Here is a 17,444-nt window from a genome sequence, read left to right as displayed (position 1 = left end):
ACCTGTCATGAGTCCGTTCCTTGCGCCAACGCGCCGTAATTGCGTGGCAGTTCAACGCTTGATGAGATCTTTCAGCTTTGTCGACGTTCCACTTTGATCGAACCGCTCGAGCGCGCTCCTTGCATAGTCCATTTCGCCCTGTTGCCGTATTCCGACCATGTCGGTGCGCACAACCGAGGTAAAACCTGCAGCGCCAAGTTCCATGCGCAGGCGCTGGTCGTCATCCCAATCGCCGTTGTCGCGCGCAACGTTGATCTGCACCGAATGCCCCGGATACAGCAACCAAAGCTGGCTGGGGGTACTGGCGTACTCACGCGCCAATAGCTGTTTCTGCTCGTCATCAAGCACAACTTGCCCATCGGCATCGGTCGCACCTTCCAGTAGTACCCGCTTTGGGTCGCGCAGCACGGCACCCGCTGGTTTGCCGCGATTCTTGATGATCTTCCATGACGTCTCCGCCAGCGGATTGCCCGTTGGGCCAGGCATGTCCTGCAACCAGAAATTGAAATCCATAGGCTCAGGCGCGAAGCTTGGAACTGGGAATACAGGGAGCTCCCGCGCCAGTTCAGCCGGTCCTACGAACGACTTCTTGCTCGCATGCACGGTAATCGTGCCCGGGCAGTTGAACGTGATGTTCCCGCCCTCGATGGTCACGCTGGCGCCACCCGAAGTAGCAATGTGAATCGTCTTACCAGCGGCAAGCTCCACCACACCCTGCGCACTGGCAGCGCGTAATGCCTGCTTTGACTGCAGTCGCACTTCTTCGTTCTGGGCCTGCACATTCAACTCACCTGTACCGGCAACCACGCTCAATGCATTGCCATCGCCCGCGCCGCCCTCAACCGCACACGCCAGCATGCCGATGGCTTGCCCGGCGTGCAGTCGTGCGTTGCCCATGACCGCGGTGTCACTGTCGCCACCACTGGCCAGCAGCAGGCCTTCGCCTACCGACCAGTGCAATGCCTGCCCTGCGACGTGCACGATGCCTGCTGGCGCGGCAAAGCCCAGCAACGGGTCGCCGCTGTGGGGGACGCGGTCATTCCCCGCTGTTGCCTTGCGCTGCCCAGCTTCGCCGCTTGCAGCATCGAACTCAGCGCCTGCGACCGTGGTCTTGGCGCTGGCCAGCATTGCAGCCAGCGGTGCCTGATCCGGCACGATGCTGGAGCTGTCCTTGCTGCGTACGCCTTCCTTCATTACCAACGTGCTGGTCAGGTGGGTGCGTGCGGCTTGGCTGAAGCGGGTGCTCAGGCTTTGCAGCTGGTTGAGCAAGGCCGCTGGTTGCACCACTTCGCCGGCGGGGCTGCTGCTGCGATGCGCATAAGCGCTGAACCAGGCGCCGGAGCTTGCCCGTACTGCGCCCCAGGCGTCGCTGCGCAGTTCAAACCCTGTGCCACGCAGGCTGCCGAGGAAGTTGTCGGCTTGGTGACGCAGGTGGCCGAGGCTCAGCTGCGCGGCCTGCTGGCTACTGGCCAGCTGCACGCGTAGTTGTTGGTCGCTGTCGTCGAACAGGAGGTGATTACTGCCTTGGCCACCTTCCCATTCGCGTGAGCGGATGCCCCAGACTGCGCCGGGATTGCGATGTGCTTCGTCGCCTGCGCCCGCTGCGTGCCAAGCAGGGGCGTGGCCGCCACTCAGGTTGGCTTGTGCGCTGGCGGCGCCATCGCGGGCCTGTGCGTAGGCGCTGCGGTCGTCACTGGCGCTGGCGCCAGCGGGTGTGGGTGCGATGCCGGCTTCGCCGCGGCCGTTATAAAGCGCGCCCAGGACGATGGGCCGATCGATATCGCCATCGAGGAAGCCGACCAACACTTCCTGGCCTACACGCGGTAGGAACTGTGCGCCAACGCCGGGGCCAGCGTAACGCTGTGCGACACGCAGCCAGGTGGTGTCGGCTTCGCCATTCTGGAAATGGAAGCAGACGCGGATGCGCCCCATGCTGTCTGCGTGGACGTCCTGGCCCTTGCCGCCATGCGAAGCCACCACGCGTGCGGTCTGGTAGCCGGGCGCGGTCGGGCGCGGGTTCAAGCGCTGGCCGGTGCCATCCACCAACGCAGGCCGCCATGGCATTGCATGCTCGGTAGCCTTGAAGCGGTTGGCATAGCCCACTTTCTCGGCCTGTTGCCATAGCGCTGCGTCCGCTGTGCCGATGGGCGCTTTGCCCAGCGCGTCGTTCATTGCGTGGCGAACATCGGTGGGCAGGTTGTTGATGCCGGCGTGTTCCACTTCGGCCAGCAACAACTCTGGTGCTGCGGAGAACGGGGCCTGCAGTACCTGCAACCAGGTACCGGATTGGAAACCACGCACAGTGCCCTGGCCAAGCCAGGTGCGGCCGTGCACTTCATGCGACTGTGCTTGCAGCCTGGCGTACCACGCTGCCGCGGCGGCGTTGCTGAAAGCGTAGGCGCCGACCGGGTCGTAGCTCTCGCGCTGCGATTGCTCACCGCCGCCATCCATCGGCAATTGCGCGGTGATGCCACGCACGGAGCGGTAATCGTCGCTGAGCAGGCTGATGCGGGTACTGCCCAAGGCACGGCTTCTGCCCAGTGCCTGGATGCTGTCGCTGGATTCGGTGGCATCACTGCGATGGAAGCGCACGCCGATCTTGGCACTGGCTGCATCCTCGGGTAATGCCTGGCTGTCGGCGAAGATCTCCATGCAGTTGCCGCACGGTGCTTGCTCGTCCTGGTACAGCCGCCAGCCCAGGCCTTCTTCGGCCAGCAGCCGTTGCAGGAAATCGAGGTCACTTTCGCGGTACTGCACGCAGTAGCTGCGCACGCGCGATGCAATAAACTCATCGCAGCCTTCGGCCCAGCGCCAGTTGGCAAGATCCGGATAGTCCTGCAGAACGGCATCCACAATCTGCCGCACATTGCTGTCCTGGAAAACCCGGCTATGGCGCGCGTGCTGCAACCACCAGGTCCAGGAATGGAGTGACAAGCGGTAGCGCACCAATCCGCCATCACTGCCCATGCGCTGCGCCGATGCGATCAAACCGCTGCGTCGCTGTTCGCCACCATCTGCGGTGCGGATCAGCAACGCTGCCTGCTTGGCGAGCAGTGCATCCAGGTCGATGTGTTGATCGGTGGAAAGTACGTCCACTTCGGTCAATGCATGTGCGGACAAGGCATCACGCCCCCACCACCGCTCGACCACGTTGCTACCAAGTTCAGCGCACTGCAATTGGTACTGACGCTGCGCATTGCCCAGCACAGCGACCTGTGCCAGAAGGTTATTCAGCTTATCCATGCCTATTCCAGATGTGACGACCGTCTGCAATCTGCAGACACCAATCGGATTCCTTTCGCGGAATTTACCAGAAGTCGTCGTAACAGGTTTTCACAATCCAGGCATTGCTCCTTTAACAAAGCGCATGGAGCCGTGCACAGCAACTGTCCCTTTGCATGCGCAAAAAATGTGTTGTTTCAGCGCTTACTGCTTGCGTTGCGTTGCGTTGCCAGAAAGCTGATTCAACAGGCGCGTTGTCCGGCCTTGAAGCTATTGATAATTGAGATTCTTCTTGAATGTCCGAACATGCGGCGAATTTACCGACAGGCCCGCGGTCCGGACAGCGCTACAGCGCAGATAACGCAGTGCCAGCCCATTTGAGCGATGATCGGTCACCGCGTATCCGGATTCAGCCGTACCCAGCACTTCACCGCCCCGCGTTGCCCTGCACTACCACCGAGCCAAGGACCCGCCACATGCAGTGGATTGATGATCTTGAAGTGGATGCCTGGAATACCGTGATTGAAGAACTTGTCTGGCACCTGCGCAACGGCCGCACGCCGACTGCGATCACCCGTCAGCTATTGCCTGATCGGGGAATTGAGTTCCGCTTCAACGGCGTGGACCCTGCATTTCTGCCGGTGCCGGACGAAGCCTTTGAGACGCACTGGAACGACGCCATCGCCATCATCGCGCGCTTCCCGCAGCTCAATGCATTGCGTTTTCGGTGCAATGTTTGATCTGCGTTCCTGATCAGCGCGAAGGATTGATAGCGGAAATGACGCAGCCCGGATAAGCGCAGCGCACCGGGGGACAAGGATTTCGTGGTCTTTCAGATCGCCAAAGGCCCCTGAGTACGCTGCACTTACCCGGGCTACGACTGCAAACCAGAGATCCCTGCGCGTTGAGTTTCTTGCGAAGAACACCCCTCCCCAACCCTCCCCTTCGCTGCGCGAAAGGGAGGGGGCGAAGCGGTAGTGCCGAGCCATGCTCGGCAGAGGCTTTCCTGGTAGAGCCCCAGCCGAGCATGGCTCGGCTCTACACAATCAAACGCCGCCCCCTGCACCTTCGGTGCAAGGGAGGGAGCTTGTCAGACAAGGTCTGGATGACGATCGATCAGTGCCTGCTTGCGCCGCTCAAGATCGGCAAGCTTGTCCTGCATGTCGTTGATCTCAACATCCAGGCCATCAACACTTGCCTCGATATGGTCGTACTGCTCCTGCAGCAGCTCGCGCGCTTCGCGGCGGCTACCCGCATTCGGCGTATCGCCGCGCATCGGCTTGTTGGCCGTCTCATGCATGAAGTACGCGGTTACCAGACCAATCAGCGCCACTACCATCAGGTAGTAGGCCGGCATCATCAGGTCGCCGGTGGTTTCCACCAGCCACGCGGCAAGCGTAGGAGTGACACCGGCAATGATCACCGAGATGTTGAACGCACTGGCCAGTGCGCTGTAGCGCACACGCGTTGGGAACATCGCCGGCAAGGTTGAAGCCATCACGCCGATCAGGCAATTCAACAATACCGCCAGCAACAACAGACCAACGAAGATCCAACCGGTATTGCCGCTGGTGATCAGATGGAACGCCGGGATCGCAGCAATCAGCAAACCAAGACTACCCGCGGCAATGAACGGACGACGGCCGATGCGGTCGCTGGCCATACCGACAAACGGCTGCACGAACAGCATGCCCACCATCACCACGATGATGATCAACACACCATGATCTTCTGAGTAATGCAGGTTATGCGACAGGTAGGTTGGCATGTACGTCAGCAACATGTAGTAGGTGACGTTGGTGACCAGCACGATACCCACACAGACCAGCAGCGAACGCCAATACTTGGTCACGATCTCCTTGAAGGAGATCCGCGGCGCGCTGCCGACGGCGTCCTGATCCTCTTTCTCCATGCGCTCCAGCTGCTCGGTGAAGGCCGGGGTTTCCTCCGCTGCATGGCGCAGGTACAGGCCAATCAAGCCCAGCGGCGCGGCGAGGAAGAACGGAATACGCCAGCCCCACTCAAGGAACTGCGCTTCGCCAACGATGCTGCTCAGCAATACCACCACGCCGGCACCGGAAACAAAGCCAATGATCGAGCCGAAGTCCAACCAGCTGCTGAGGAAGCCACGTCGCCGGTCCGGTGCGAACTCGGCAACGAACACCGCAGCACCGGTGTACTCGCCACCAACGGAGAAACCCTGCGCCAACTTGCACAGCAGCAACAGGATCGGCGCGAGTATGCCGATGCTTTCATACGATGGAATCAAACCGATGCAGAAGGTACTGACTGCCATCAGGATGATGGTTGCCGACAGCACTTTCTGCCGGCCGAATTTGTCCCCCATGACCCCAAAAAACACGCCGCCCAGCGGACGCACCAGGAACGGCACCGAGAACGTTGCAAGCGCGGCGATGGTCTGCACGCTGGGCGACGCTTCCGGGAAAAACACCTTGCCCAAGGCATAGGCGACAAAGCCGTACACACCAAAGTCAAACCACTCCATCGCATTACCCAACGCGGCGGCGGTGACTGCTTTCTTTACTTTTGCCTTATCGATGACGGTAATGTCTTCGATTTGCAGCGGCTCATTGCGGATAGTGGATTCACCTGTAGACATGACAGGACCAGTCCTCCCGTTACTGAGTTGATTGCGTGCTTGGCCTTGGCTTACATGAGTTCGCGCAGGCCGTAATGCGCACGAAGGAATGCCCCGCGGCAAGGCCACGGGAACGGTCGGGGACAGAAAAAACCGGGATCATCCCGGTAAAGGCGCAGTGCCGGCTGTCCAAGCATCAACAGGCAGGGTGCCTGTGCGTAATCGCTGAATGATGCTGAGCCCGCAAATTCTACGCGAACAGCTGTTAAGGCTTGTTAAAGGCGCGTCTACAGCGTTTCCCGTGCAGACACGCAATACGGCATGCTTCAACGATGAATACGGCCGAGCATGCGCGTTAGCAGTACGATAAGCCCTGTTGCCGCACAGCCCACTGCGTAACAAATGATGTCGCCCCACGAGAACGTATTGCCTATCACCATGTACATGACATCACCACGCACGTAGCCAAGCCGCTCAGCGACATGGAAATACTGTGCAAACTCGATGCCGCAAGCGAACACGAACACAAACAGCAGGACCAGATAATCATTGATGCGCAGAACGCTGCGGATCATTGCGTAAAGCAGGATCACCACCAGTACATCACCGAGGTAAGCACGTATCCACGACACATGCGGCAGGCGTGTGGCGATGATCACTTCGACAACGAATACCAGAACCGCCAACAGCACATGCCAGCCACTGATTGCGAACAGACCGCTTCGCTTCGCGGTGAGCGGCAGAGAATCAGCGCCAGTTTGCATTGGCACCCCAGAACTCAACAGCACGCGCGTAAGCGGTACGGTCAATCGGCACACCTGAGCCACCTTCTTCAACACCCAAGGCATTGCGCATCATGGTGATGGGCGCCATCGGAATTTCTTCGGCAGTGGCGGTGTACAGGCAGCCCACCACGCCCCAGTCGGCTTCGATCGGCGAGCCTTCCTTCTCCAGCTGTTCGCGGCTGTAGAGGATGACCACCAGATACTCGGCCACCGCCGGCTCAACGCCTTCGAACCAGCGCACCAGCACCGGCAACTCCTCGCGGCTGCGCGCCTCGTACCCCGAGCGCAGCAGGTGCCGGTTCTGTTCGGTGAGCGCTACGGTCAGGCAGCGGGTGCTGGTCCAGTTCCTGTAGACATGCAGCTTGCAGAACGGCGCATAGCCATCGAGCACCTTGTCGGCAGCATGCGTATTCAAATACTGCTCGAACTCCTCGGCACTGCAGTCCTGGATGGTATTGGCGCGCGGCGTGCGCGGAAACAAACGGGTACGTGCAAACGGCGTCAGGTAGATGGACATCATCGCTTCCAGCAAAGGAGGGCGACATTGTCGGCGATCGGTGCGAAGACCGGAACCGCGGCATCTACGTCCACTGCTCGCAGCGAGCCTTCGCCAGCCAGCTCAGGCCTGCGCCTGCGCCTCGTGTTCGGCCACATCCATCGACGGCGTGCGCCAGCCGGAGTTGACGCCCCACAGATAGAACACGACACCAATTGCTGCCACCAGCAGCAGATCCCAGCCATAGCTCAGGTAGCCAGCGCCGCCGAAGGCAGTACTGCCCGCCCACGACACCAATGCCAACAGTGGCAGATAGCAGATCAACCACATCGCACCTTTCAGCTGGCGCGAGAAATCATGCCAACCAATCTTGCGCTGGTAGTAGATGTACACCGGTAAGGCCACAACCATCAGCAGGATGATTTCGCCGGTGAGAGGCCAGCGCGCCCAATACAGCAGTTCGGTGGCCATCACGAAGGCCACACCTGCCAGTATCGGCAGCGCTACTACCCGCAATGGGCGATGCAGGTTCGGCGCGGTGCGACGCAGCGACATCACGCTGATCGGCCCCGTCATATAGGAGATGACTGTAGCCACAGAGATCACCGCCGCCAGCGTGCCCCAGCCACGGAAGAAGAACAGGAACAGGAAGGACACCGCCAGGTTCAGCCACATCGCTGGGCGCGGCACGCCCCAGCGCGGATGGATGTTGCCCAGCACCTTGGGCGCGGTGCCGTTCTGCTGCATGCCGTAGATCATGCGCGCGGTGGTTGCGGTGTAGGTCATGCCGGTGCCGCTGGGGCTGACGAAGGCATCCACGTACAACAGCATCGCCAGCCAATGCAGGTTGAGGATCAAGGCCAACTGGGCGAAGGGCGAACGGAAATCGATGCCATGCCAACCGTGCTCGGCCAGCATTTGGCTCGGTACCGCGCCGATATATGCCACCTGCAGCAGTACATAGATCACCGCCGCCAACAGGATCGATCCGACCACCGCAAACGGAATACTGCGGCCGGGGTTGCGCGCCTCACCAGCTAGGTTTACTGGGCTCTGGAAACCGTTGAAGCTGAAAACAATGCCGGCAGTAGCGATCGCGGTGAGGATGGCGGAGAAATCCAGAATCGGCGTGCCCGGCCCTTTCAAACCGACCGAGAAATTCTCGCTGTGGAAACCACTGGCGATCAAAGCCACGCCAGTAAGCGCCGGCACGATCAGCTTGAAAACGGTGATGGCGCTGTTGGAATGCGCGAACAGCTTCACGCTCCAGAAGTTGATCAGGAAATAGACCACCACCAGCACTGCGGCAATCAGCAGGCCGGCATGGCTGAGTTCACCCATTCCGCCCGGCTGCTGCACGTACATGTCCTGCGCCCATTGCCATGGCCACGATGCCATGTATTGCACAGACGCTTCCGCCTCGACCGGGATCACCGAGACGATGGCGATCCAGTTGGCCCAGGCGGCAATGAAGCCGACCAATGAACCGTGCGAGTAATGGCTGTAGCGGACCATGCCACCGGATTCGGGGAACATCGCACCAAGCTCGGCATAGGTGAGCGCGATGGTGAGGATGATGGCCGCTCCCAGCACCCAGGCCCAGATCGCGCCGGGCCCAGCCAGACCAGCGGCCCGCCAGGCTCCGAACAGCCAGCCTGAGCCGATGATCGAGCCCAGGCCGGTGAGCATCAGGGCAATGGGGCCGACGTCGCGGCGGATGGCGCTGGATGCGGTCATGGTGGCTTTCCAATTGGGACGGCGCCGGGGCGGCGTTGGCGACCGATCATCGCAAACCAGACGTTAAGCCGAGCGTCGTTTGCGGTGGCGAGGTGTTGCCGCCAGAACTTGCACAGCCAACGGATTGCTGTCGTTCGATGACATGCCCAAAGCGGCAAAGCCCGCTGCCGCTATCTACCCCCTCCCTTGCGCCGAAGGCGCAGGGAGGGGGCGCAAGCAGACTGCTTTCCCTAGTCTCGGCTGAAACAATTGCATATCCATCTTGATGGAGAGATATAATCGCCAACATCCCGTCAGCCCCGGCCGTTTCCGATGACCGCGCTTAGCTTTGAGTTCTACCCGCCCAAGACCGATGACCAGCGCGCCCAGCTGGACCGTACCGCCGCCAAGCTCAAGGCCCACGCGCCGGAATACGTGTCGTGTACCTTCGGTGCCGGTGGCTCGACCCTGAGCTATACCTCCGAGACCGTGCGCCACCTCAACCAGCATCACGGCCTGCAGGCGGCACCGCACCTGTCCTGCGTCGGCGGCACCCGCGAGGAGATCCGCGAGCTGCTCAAGCTCTACCGCGCCATCGGGGTGAAACGCATCGTCGCCCTGCGCGGCGACCTGCCCTCGGGCATGGGCTTCCCCGGTGACCTGCGTTACGCCTCCGAGCTGATCGCCTTCATCCGTGCCGAGCACGGCGATGCCTTTCGTATCGAAGTCGGCGCCTATCCGGAAACCCACCCGCAAGCCAGCGATGCACTGACCGACCTGCGCCATTTCAAGACCAAGATCGACGCAGGTGCCGATGCCGCCATCACCCAGTATTTCTACAACCCCGACGCCTATTTCCACTTCGTCGATGCCGCACGCAAGCTGGGCGTTGAGGTACCGATCATTCCCGGCGTCATGCCGATCTCCAACTTCAGCCAGCTGCGTCGTTTCTCCGAACAATGCGGCGCGGAGATCCCGCGCTGGATCAGCAAGCGCATGCAGGCCTATGGCGACGATGCCGAATCGGTACGCAGCTTCGGCGCCGACGTGGTTGCCGGGCTGTGCGAACGCCTGATCGCCGGCGGCGCACCGTCACTGCATTTCTACACACTCAATCTGGCCAAGCCGACCAATGCCGTGCTGGAACGCATCGGCCACAACTGAACCGCCATCACTTCCTGCGTGCACAGCCACCGGCTACCCTTGGCCGATGCGCCTGTTGTTGCTCCTGCTGCTCACCTGCTCCGCCCTGCCGGCATTCAATGCACGCGCGCAGCAGATCAACCGCTGCACCAATGCGCAGGGACAAACCGTCTATGGCGACAAGCCCTGCGAGGTGATGGGCGCCCGCGCGCGGCTGCTGCCAAATCCGCGTGCAGTCGGCGGCAGTGGCTTGTACCGCGACAGCTGCGCACGGCGGCTCAGCGAACTGGTCGCGCAGATCCAATCGGCTGCCGATGCGCGCGATCCCAATCGCCTGTCAGGCATCTATCTCTGGAATGGGCTTTCCAGCGCTGCCGCGACCCGGGTGATGGATAGGCTGGACGAGATCGTGCAACGGCCGTTGATCGACATCGCACCGGTGTTTCCAGAAGAACCGGCTTATGTTCCCGCGCCGCCCGAGCCATTCACCTATACCGATGGCACCCCGGTCAATCCCGCGCAGGCGGCCGGCACCAGTGGCTATCCGGAAGTGCAGGCGATCAGCAATGCCGGCAGCGGCCCACGTCGTCCAATAGCGTTGCGCCTGGAGCAGACCCTGCCGCGCAGCGCCACGCCGACGCGGACCATCCTGCATCTGCGCCGCCAATACAACTGCTTCTGGATCACCTTGTAAGCGCTACGCGACGCCGCCAGCGGCTCAGGCCTGCGGCCACAATGCGCGAATCGCGGCAACACCCAAGGCACCATGGCGACGCGCGGTTTCGACATCGCCAGCATCCATGCCACCAATCGCATAGATCGGCAGCGAGACCCGCTCACGCAGTTCAACAAAGGCATCCCAACCCAAACTGGCCGCCTCCGGATGGCTGGCGGTGGCTTGCACCGGCCCCAGCACCGCGAAGTCGCAGCCCAGCTGCTGTGCCGCCTGCAACTGCACAAGATCGTGGCAGGACGCGGCCACCAGCATTGATTCGGGCAGAGGCCGCGCCTGTAGCTGCAATAGCTGCTCGCTACCAAGGTGCACGCCGACACCCAGCGCACTGGCCAAGGCGATATCGCGATTGACCAGCACTTCAACCTGCTTGCCGAAGCGCTCGACCACGGTTCTGGCCAAGGCTTCGCGCTGCGCTGCCATCGGGGTGCGCAGCTGGATGCGGCGGATGCCGCCGGCGATGGCGGCCTCGATCGACGCCAACCATGGGTCCACGCCATCAGTCGGCTCCGGCGTGACCAGGTAGTGGCAGGGCTGGCGCAGCGCCGCCACCACCGGTAGATCGGCCGGCGGCATCGAATAGCGCGACAGCTTGTCCGGGGTAACCCAGGTGATGGCCTGACCCTCGCGGCCGCGTGCCGTGCCCTTCCAGTTGTGCACACGACGCACTTCCAGGCGCAGGCGCTTGTCCGGGTAGATCTGCGGCACGTCCATCACCCACTCACCGATCTCAGCCTCGATGCCGAGTTCCTCGCGCAGTTCACGTGCCAGCGCCTGCTCCGATGTCTCGCCAGGCTCGCGCTTGCCACCGGGGAATTCCCAGAGACCGGCCATGTCGCTGTCGCCGGTGCGCCGATTGAGCAGGATGCGGCCACGCGCGTCGGTGATGACGGCGGCCACGACGTGGATCGAGCGTGAAGGGGATGTCATGCCCTGAGCATGCCGAAAACAGGGCTGTTGGTGCAATCGTTCGCTGAGCCCCTGTAGTGCCGAGCCATGCTCGGCAGGGGCCTTACCGGCGATGCATCGGACAGGTCGTCGGCTTCGCGGCTGACGCCGCTTCCCACAAAAGCCAGGCTGACTGTAGTGCCGAGCCATGCTCGGCAGGGGCTTCACCGGGAATGCCCTTGCCGAGCATGGCTCGGCACTACAAGGCTGCGCTCAAAAAAAGCCCCGCAATGGCGGGGCTTCTTCTTAGTTCAGTTGGCCGTGGCAGTGCTTGTACTTCTTGCCACTTCCGCACGGACACGGATCGTTGCGGCCGACCTTGGGGGCATTGGCTTCGTCGAGCACGTCCGCCGCTTCCTCGTCGGCACTGTAGCCGCCGTTGTCCTGGTGCTGGAACTGCGACATCTGCAGACGCGCTTCGGCCTGCTGGCGCTCCAGCTGCTCCATCGCCGCCACTTCTTCCTCGCTGCGCACGCGTACGCGCGACAGCATGGTGATCACTTCGCGCTTGACGTTCTCCAGCATTTCCGAGAACAGCTCGAAGGCCTCCTTCTTGTACTCCTGCTTGGGCTGCTTCTGCGCATAACCGCGCAGGTAGATGCCCTGGCGCAGGTAATCCATGCGAGCCAGATGCTCCTTCCAGCTCTGGTCGAGCACGGTCAGCATCACGTGCTTTTCCAGTGCGCGCATGGTCTCCGCACCAACCGCCGCTTCCTTCTGCGCGAAGTGCTCGTCCATACGGTCGATGACCTTCTGCACGATCGCTTCGGCGTCCAGTTCTTCGTGTGCCTTGACCAGGCCAACCACGTCCATCTCCACGCCGAACTCGCCTTCCAGCGTGGCCTGCAGGCCCTGCAGGTCCCACTGCTCGTCCACCGAGTTCGGCGGCACGAAGCGGGAGACCAGGTCATAGATCACGTCGCCGCGGATGCCGTCGATGTTTTCCTTGACCGACTCGGCATCCAGCAGCTCATCGCGCTGGCCGTAGATCACCTTGCGCTGATCGTTGTTGACGTCGTCGAAGTCGAGCAGGTTCTTGCGGATGTCGAAGTTGTGCGCTTCAACCTTGCGCTGTGCCTTCTCGATCTGACGGCTGACCATGCGGTCTTCGATGACGTCGTCTTCCTTCATGCCCATCATGCGCATCGCCTTCTGCACCCAATCGGAGGCGAAGATGCGCATCAGGTTGTCTTCCAGCGACAGGTAGAAACGGGACGAACCCGGGTCGCCCTGGCGACCCGAACGGCCGCGCAGCTGGTTGTCGATACGACGCGATTCGTGGCGCTCGGTGCCGACGATGTGCAGGCCGCCAGCCGCCTTGACCGCTTCGTGACGTTCCTGCCACGCCGCCTTCACTGCGGCCTTCTGCTCGTCGCTGATGTCTTCACCCAGCTCGTGCAGTTCGGTTTCCAGCGAGCCGCCGAGCACGATGTCGGTACCACGGCCGGCCATGTTGGTGGCGATGGTGACCGAGCCCGGACGACCCGCGTTGGCAACGATGGTCGCTTCGCGGTCATGCTGCTTGGCGTTGAGCACTTCGTGCTTCACGCCGGCCTTGCGCAGGTGCTCGGACAGCATTTCCGAGGTTTCGATCGAGGTGGTACCCACCAGCACCGGCTGGCCGCGCTTGGCGCATTCTTCAATGTCGGCCAGCACCGCGTTGAACTTGCCCTTGCGGTTGAGGAACACCTGGTCCGGGTAGTCCTTGCGCACGGTCGGCTTGTTGGTCGGGATGACCAGCACTTCCAGGCCGTAGATGCTCTGGAATTCGAACGCTTCGGTATCTGCCGTACCGGTCATGCCGGACAGCTTCTTGTACATGCGGAACAGGTTCTGGAAGGTGATGCTGGCCAGCGTCTGGTTTTCACGCTGGACCGGCACGCCTTCCTTCGCTTCCACCGCCTGATGCAAGCCATCGGACCAGCGACGACCGGCCAGGGTACGGCCGGTGAATTCGTCGACGATGACGACTTCGCCATCACGCACGATGTAGTCCACGTCACGCTGGTAGATGGCGTGCGCGCGCAGGGCGGCGTTGAGGTGGTGGACCACGGTCAGGTTCTGCGCGGCGTACAGGCCGTTGTCGTTGTCCGCACCGATGATGCCGGCTTCGCGCAGCAGCTCTTCGGCGTGTTCCATGCCGGCTTCGGACAGGAAGACCTGCTTGCCCTTCTCGTCGACCCAGAAGTCGCCCTCGCCTTCCTCGGTTTCCTGCTTGATCAGGCCCGGCACCACGCGGTTGACGCGGATGTACAGCTCGGGTGAATCGTCGGCCGGACCGGAGATGATCAGCGGGGTACGCGCCTCATCGATCAGGATGGAGTCGACTTCGTCGACGATGGCGTAGTGCAGGCCGCGCTGGAAACGATCGGCGCGGGTCAGCGCCATGTTGTCGCGCAGGTAGTCGAAGCCGAATTCGTTGTTGGTGCCGTAGGTGATGTCGGCGTCATAGGCAGCACGCTTGTCACCATGCGGCATGCCCGGATAGACCACGCCGACACTCAAGCCCAGCCAGTTGTACAGCTTGCCCATCTGCGCCGAGTCGCGGCGGGCCAGGTAGTCATTGACCGTGACCACGTGCACGCCCTTGCCTTCCAGCGCGTTGAGGTAGACCGGCAGCGTTGCCACCAGGGTCTTGCCTTCACCGGTACGCATTTCCGCGATCTTGCCCAGGTGCAGGACCATGCCGCCGATCAGCTGGACGTCGTAATGGCGCATGCCAAGCACGCGCTTGGAGGCTTCGCGGCAGACCGCAAAGGCTTCCGGCAGCACCTTGTCCAGGGCTTCGCCAGCGGCGATGCGCTCACGGAACTCGGGGGTCTTGGCCTTCAGCTGGTCATCGGAGAGCTTCTGGATCTCCGGTTCCAAGGCATTGATCTTGGCGACGATACGGTTGAGCTGGCGAAGCTGGCGCTCGTTACGGCTGCCAAAAACGCGGGTAAGCAGGCTGTTGATCATTGAAGGAACCGGTTTGAATGAAATGCCGTGCGACCTGGCTCACCCCCTGGGTTGACCGGTCACAAACGAAACAGGGCGCAATGCGCCCTGTCGATGGCAACGCCTATTGTAGCTTGGGGCGAACGCTTGGGTTTCAAGCACCCCAAAACAAGTCAGCCGGAGCTGACTTGCCACCCATCAGCCACGGCTGAGCCGGCCGACCGGCGTGTTGCCACCCTCGCCGAGGAATTTGCGCGGGTTCATTACCACGCCGTTCTGCCAGACCTCGAAATGCACGTGAGCGCCGGTCGAACGGCCGGTGGAGCCGGCCTTGGCCACTTCCTGACCGGCCCGCACCAAACCGCCTTCACGCACGGTCAGGCGCGAATTGTGCGCATACAGGGTCTTGTAGCCATTGCCGTGGTCGATCTCGACCACGTTGCCGTAGCCTCCCTTCACGCCGGAGAAGCTGACCACACCGTCGGCCACGGCCAGCACCGGGTCGCCAACGCGGGCGTGGAAGTCCATGCCCTTGTGGTTGCCAACACCGCGGCCGAACGGGTCGGCGCGGCCACCGAAGCTGGAAGTGACGTAGGTGTTGCGGATCGGCATGCGCGAAGGCACGGCGTTCTGTTCGAGCTGGTGGTCGAACAGCAGCGATTCCATCACCGATAACTGTTTGCCTGAAGCAGCGAAGCGCTGCTCCAGCACCTGTAAGTCGGTGTTTACCGCGCTGACCGGGATGTCCTGGGTCGGGCCGGGCTCGCCTTCACCCATACCGGGGGTTTCCTGGAAGTCGAACTCGCCGTCTTCCAGCTTGCCCATCTGGGTCAGGCGCTCACCCAGGGCGTTGAGCCGGGTGGCCTGCGCCTGCAGCTCGCCGAGGCGGGCGGCCAGCGCGTTGACCTGGGTCTGCGCATCGGCGCGGACCTTGGCCAGTTCCTGCTGCTGATGGTCAACCTTGGACTGCAGCGCCGCATCGCCGGCCATGCCAATGGCGAAGCTCAGGGCCACGCCCATCAGGCAACCAAGGCCAAGTACGCTACCCAACAGGGCTTGAGGACGATCCTCAAAGAACATCTGAACACGTGAAAACGGCGTCTTGGCCTTTTGTTCACGCGTTTTGATTACGATCTTTTTAAATGTCATTGAAAAATTCTTATGTCAGAGCCGAAATCCAGTGTTCGTTCCCGTTCCGCGCCCAAACAGGCGCTGGAAGCGGCGATGGCGGACAAAGCAGGTAATCCGCTGCGCCGAGCCCTGTGGCTTGATGCGATGGACCGGCAATTGCGCCCCCATTTGCCGCCGGCGCTGGCTAACCGTTGCCGGTTGGCCAATGTGGACGGCGAACACCTCGTTTTTCTCGTCGAATCGCCGGTGTGGCACGCCAAAGTAAGGCTTGCCGAAGACCAGCTGCTCGACGCGGCCCGATCCATCGGGCTGAAGGCCACCCGGGTGACCGTCAAGACTGCGACCGCGTCCGCGCACTCCCCAGTGCGTAACGATCAACGCAGCACAGCAGTAAGCGAAGCCACACATAAAGGACTGCGTGACGCATTGGCTGCCCTGCAGGATGTGAAATCAACAAAGTCCTGAAGGGCCACCGGGTGCCTGATCGGCCCCGGCCTCCACTCGGCCGTTCAAAGGACCGGATTGGAGCCAGCAGGAATCCTAGCCGCGGAATGCAGCGAAGGAGTTAGTCTTTTGTTAATTAATGGTTAAATTCAGACTGAAACCCGGATCGGGTTCACACAACGACGACAAATAGGACTAGTCGTAGTCCGTGAAGGCCGCGTCTCCTACGGCCTCACCGCTATTTAACTCAGGCGTAGGCCGGGATGCCGTACTGCACCGGCTCGGGAGCCACCGGCGAGTCGTAGCTGACCCATTCCCAGGCGCTCTGGTCGGCCAGAAGGGCGCGCACCAGCTTGTTGTTGAGCGCATGGCCGGACTTGAAGCCCTCGTAGGCACCCAGCACCTGCCCACCGGCCAAATACAGGTCGCCGATGGCGTCCAGGATCTTGTGGCGGACGAATTCGTCGGTATAACGCAGGCCGTCGTCGTTCAACACGCGGAACTCGTCGAGCACGATGGCATTGTCCATCGAGCCGCCCAGGCCCAGGTTGCGCTCACGCATGTACTCGAGGTCACGCATGAAGCCGAAGGTACGGGCGCGCGAGATTTCCTTGATGTAGGCGGCCGTGGAGAACTCGATCTCTACCCGCGACTGCTTGGCCGGGATCATCGGGTGATCGAACTGGATGGTGAAGCCCAGTTTGTAGCCTTCATACGGTGAAAAGCTGGCGATTTTGTCGCCGTCGCGCACTTCCACCGTCTTGAGGATGCGCAGGAAACGCTTGGCCGCGCCCTGCTCGATGATGCCCGCCGACTGCAGCAGGAACACGAACGGACCCGAGGAACCGTCCATGATCGGCAGCTCGGCCGAGGACAGCTCGACGATGGCGTTGTCCACACCGAGGCCGGCCAGGGCCGACATCAGGTGTTCAACGGTCTGGATCTTTGCGCTTTCATAGGTCAAACCGGTGCACAGGGTGACCTCGGTGACCAGATCGGCACGCGCCGGGACCTCCACTACAGGCTCCAGGTCCACTCGACGAAACACGATGCCATGGTCAACCGGTGCCGGGCGCAGGGTCATATAGACCTTGTCACCGCTGTGCAGGCCGACGCCGGTGGCGCGGATCGTATTCTTGAGAGTGCGTTGCTGGATCATGTGTATGTAAGGCCGGAGGGGCCGCGCACGCGCAGCCAGGGGGACAAACAAGAATAACACGCGTTAACACGCGCCTTTCGCAGCGCCAAATCCGGCCGTCAGCTACCGTCCAGTACCGAAAATATCGCCGG

13 protein-coding genes are annotated in these 17,444 nt (G+C 61.8%); 4 read left to right on the top strand and 9 right to left on the bottom strand.

Going from position 1 to position 17,444, the window contains the following annotated elements:
- Window positions 1-51 precede the first annotated feature (51 nt).
- Window positions 52-3,243 carry a type VI secretion system Vgr family protein gene (locus ACVOLS_RS02855; RefSeq protein ID WP_481544392.1) on the bottom strand — a complete coding sequence of 1,064 codons (3,192 nt, stop codon included), beginning with the start codon at window positions 3,241-3,243 and terminating at the stop codon, window positions 52-54.
- A 455-nt stretch (window positions 3,244-3,698) separates the two neighbouring features.
- Between ACVOLS_RS02855 and ACVOLS_RS02850 the strand changes: the two genes are divergently transcribed.
- Entirely contained in the window at window positions 3,699-3,962 is a 264-nt protein-coding gene (locus tag ACVOLS_RS02850; RefSeq protein ID WP_481544391.1) for a hypothetical protein, read from the top strand.
- 350 nt (window positions 3,963-4,312) lie between these two features.
- Here ACVOLS_RS02850 and proP read toward each other — a convergent pair whose 3' ends face one another.
- The 4 genes from proP to ACVOLS_RS02830 all read right to left on the bottom strand — a co-directional run bounded on the left by proP (window position 4,313) and on the right by ACVOLS_RS02830 (window position 8,839).
- Complete coding sequence (gene proP, locus ACVOLS_RS02845) at window positions 4,313-5,842, bottom strand: glycine betaine/L-proline transporter ProP (RefSeq protein WP_481534906.1); 1,530 nt, start codon at window positions 5,840-5,842, stop codon at window positions 4,313-4,315.
- Window positions 5,843-6,147: 305 nt separating this feature from the next.
- Window positions 6,148-6,585 (bottom strand): ribosomal maturation YjgA family protein, encoded by a 438-nt coding sequence (locus tag ACVOLS_RS02840; protein WP_481544390.1) that lies wholly within the window; start codon window positions 6,583-6,585, stop codon window positions 6,148-6,150.
- A complete protein-coding gene (locus tag ACVOLS_RS02835) occupies window positions 6,569-7,123 on the bottom strand; it encodes a DUF3228 family protein (RefSeq protein WP_481544389.1) in 555 nt (184 codons plus the stop codon). The genes ACVOLS_RS02840 and ACVOLS_RS02835 overlap by 17 nt, the downstream gene beginning before the upstream one ends.
- Window positions 7,124-7,225: 102 nt before the next feature.
- Complete coding sequence (locus ACVOLS_RS02830) at window positions 7,226-8,839, bottom strand: APC family permease (protein ID WP_481544388.1); 1,614 nt, start codon at window positions 8,837-8,839, stop codon at window positions 7,226-7,228.
- Window positions 8,840-9,151: 312 nt separating this feature from the next.
- Here ACVOLS_RS02830 and metF point away from each other — a divergent pair, with 312 nt between their 5' ends.
- Entirely contained in the window at window positions 9,152-9,982 is an 831-nt protein-coding gene (gene metF / locus ACVOLS_RS02825; RefSeq protein WP_481544387.1) for a methylenetetrahydrofolate reductase [NAD(P)H], read from the top strand.
- A gap of 46 nt (window positions 9,983-10,028) precedes the next feature.
- A complete protein-coding gene (locus ACVOLS_RS02820; RefSeq protein ID WP_481544386.1) occupies window positions 10,029-10,655 on the top strand; it encodes a DUF4124 domain-containing protein in 627 nt (208 codons plus the stop codon).
- A gap of 24 nt (window positions 10,656-10,679) precedes the next feature.
- Here ACVOLS_RS02820 and ACVOLS_RS02815 read toward each other — a convergent pair whose 3' ends face one another.
- From ACVOLS_RS02815 to ACVOLS_RS02805, 3 genes are all read right to left on the bottom strand, one after another.
- Window positions 10,680-11,624, bottom strand: coding sequence for a Nudix family hydrolase (locus ACVOLS_RS02815; RefSeq protein ID WP_481544385.1), 945 nt, complete (start codon window positions 11,622-11,624; stop codon window positions 10,680-10,682).
- Between the two features lie 264 nt (window positions 11,625-11,888).
- Window positions 11,889-14,600 (bottom strand): preprotein translocase subunit SecA, encoded by a 2,712-nt coding sequence (gene secA, locus ACVOLS_RS02810; protein WP_481544384.1) that lies wholly within the window; start codon window positions 14,598-14,600, stop codon window positions 11,889-11,891.
- Window positions 14,601-14,777: 177 nt separating this feature from the next.
- A complete protein-coding gene (locus ACVOLS_RS02805; RefSeq protein WP_282266381.1) occupies window positions 14,778-15,728 on the bottom strand; it encodes a M23 family metallopeptidase in 951 nt (316 codons plus the stop codon).
- 12 nt (window positions 15,729-15,740) lie between these two features.
- Between ACVOLS_RS02805 and ACVOLS_RS02800 the strand changes: the two genes are divergently transcribed.
- A complete protein-coding gene (locus ACVOLS_RS02800) occupies window positions 15,741-16,175 on the top strand; it encodes a DciA family protein (protein ID WP_062169276.1) in 435 nt (144 codons plus the stop codon).
- A gap of 226 nt (window positions 16,176-16,401) precedes the next feature.
- Here ACVOLS_RS02800 and lpxC read toward each other — a convergent pair whose 3' ends face one another.
- The gene (lpxC, locus tag ACVOLS_RS02795) at window positions 16,402-17,313 is read right to left on the bottom strand and encodes a UDP-3-O-acyl-N-acetylglucosamine deacetylase (RefSeq protein WP_481544383.1); all 912 of its coding nucleotides are present in this window, start codon (window positions 17,311-17,313) and stop codon (window positions 16,402-16,404) included.
- Window positions 17,314-17,444: the final 131 nt, after the last annotated feature.

Source organism: Stenotrophomonas sp. STEN038 (assembly GCF_056759895.1).
The sequence above is the reverse complement of the archived record's forward strand: the minus strand, read 5'-3'. Positions and strand labels throughout refer to the sequence as shown.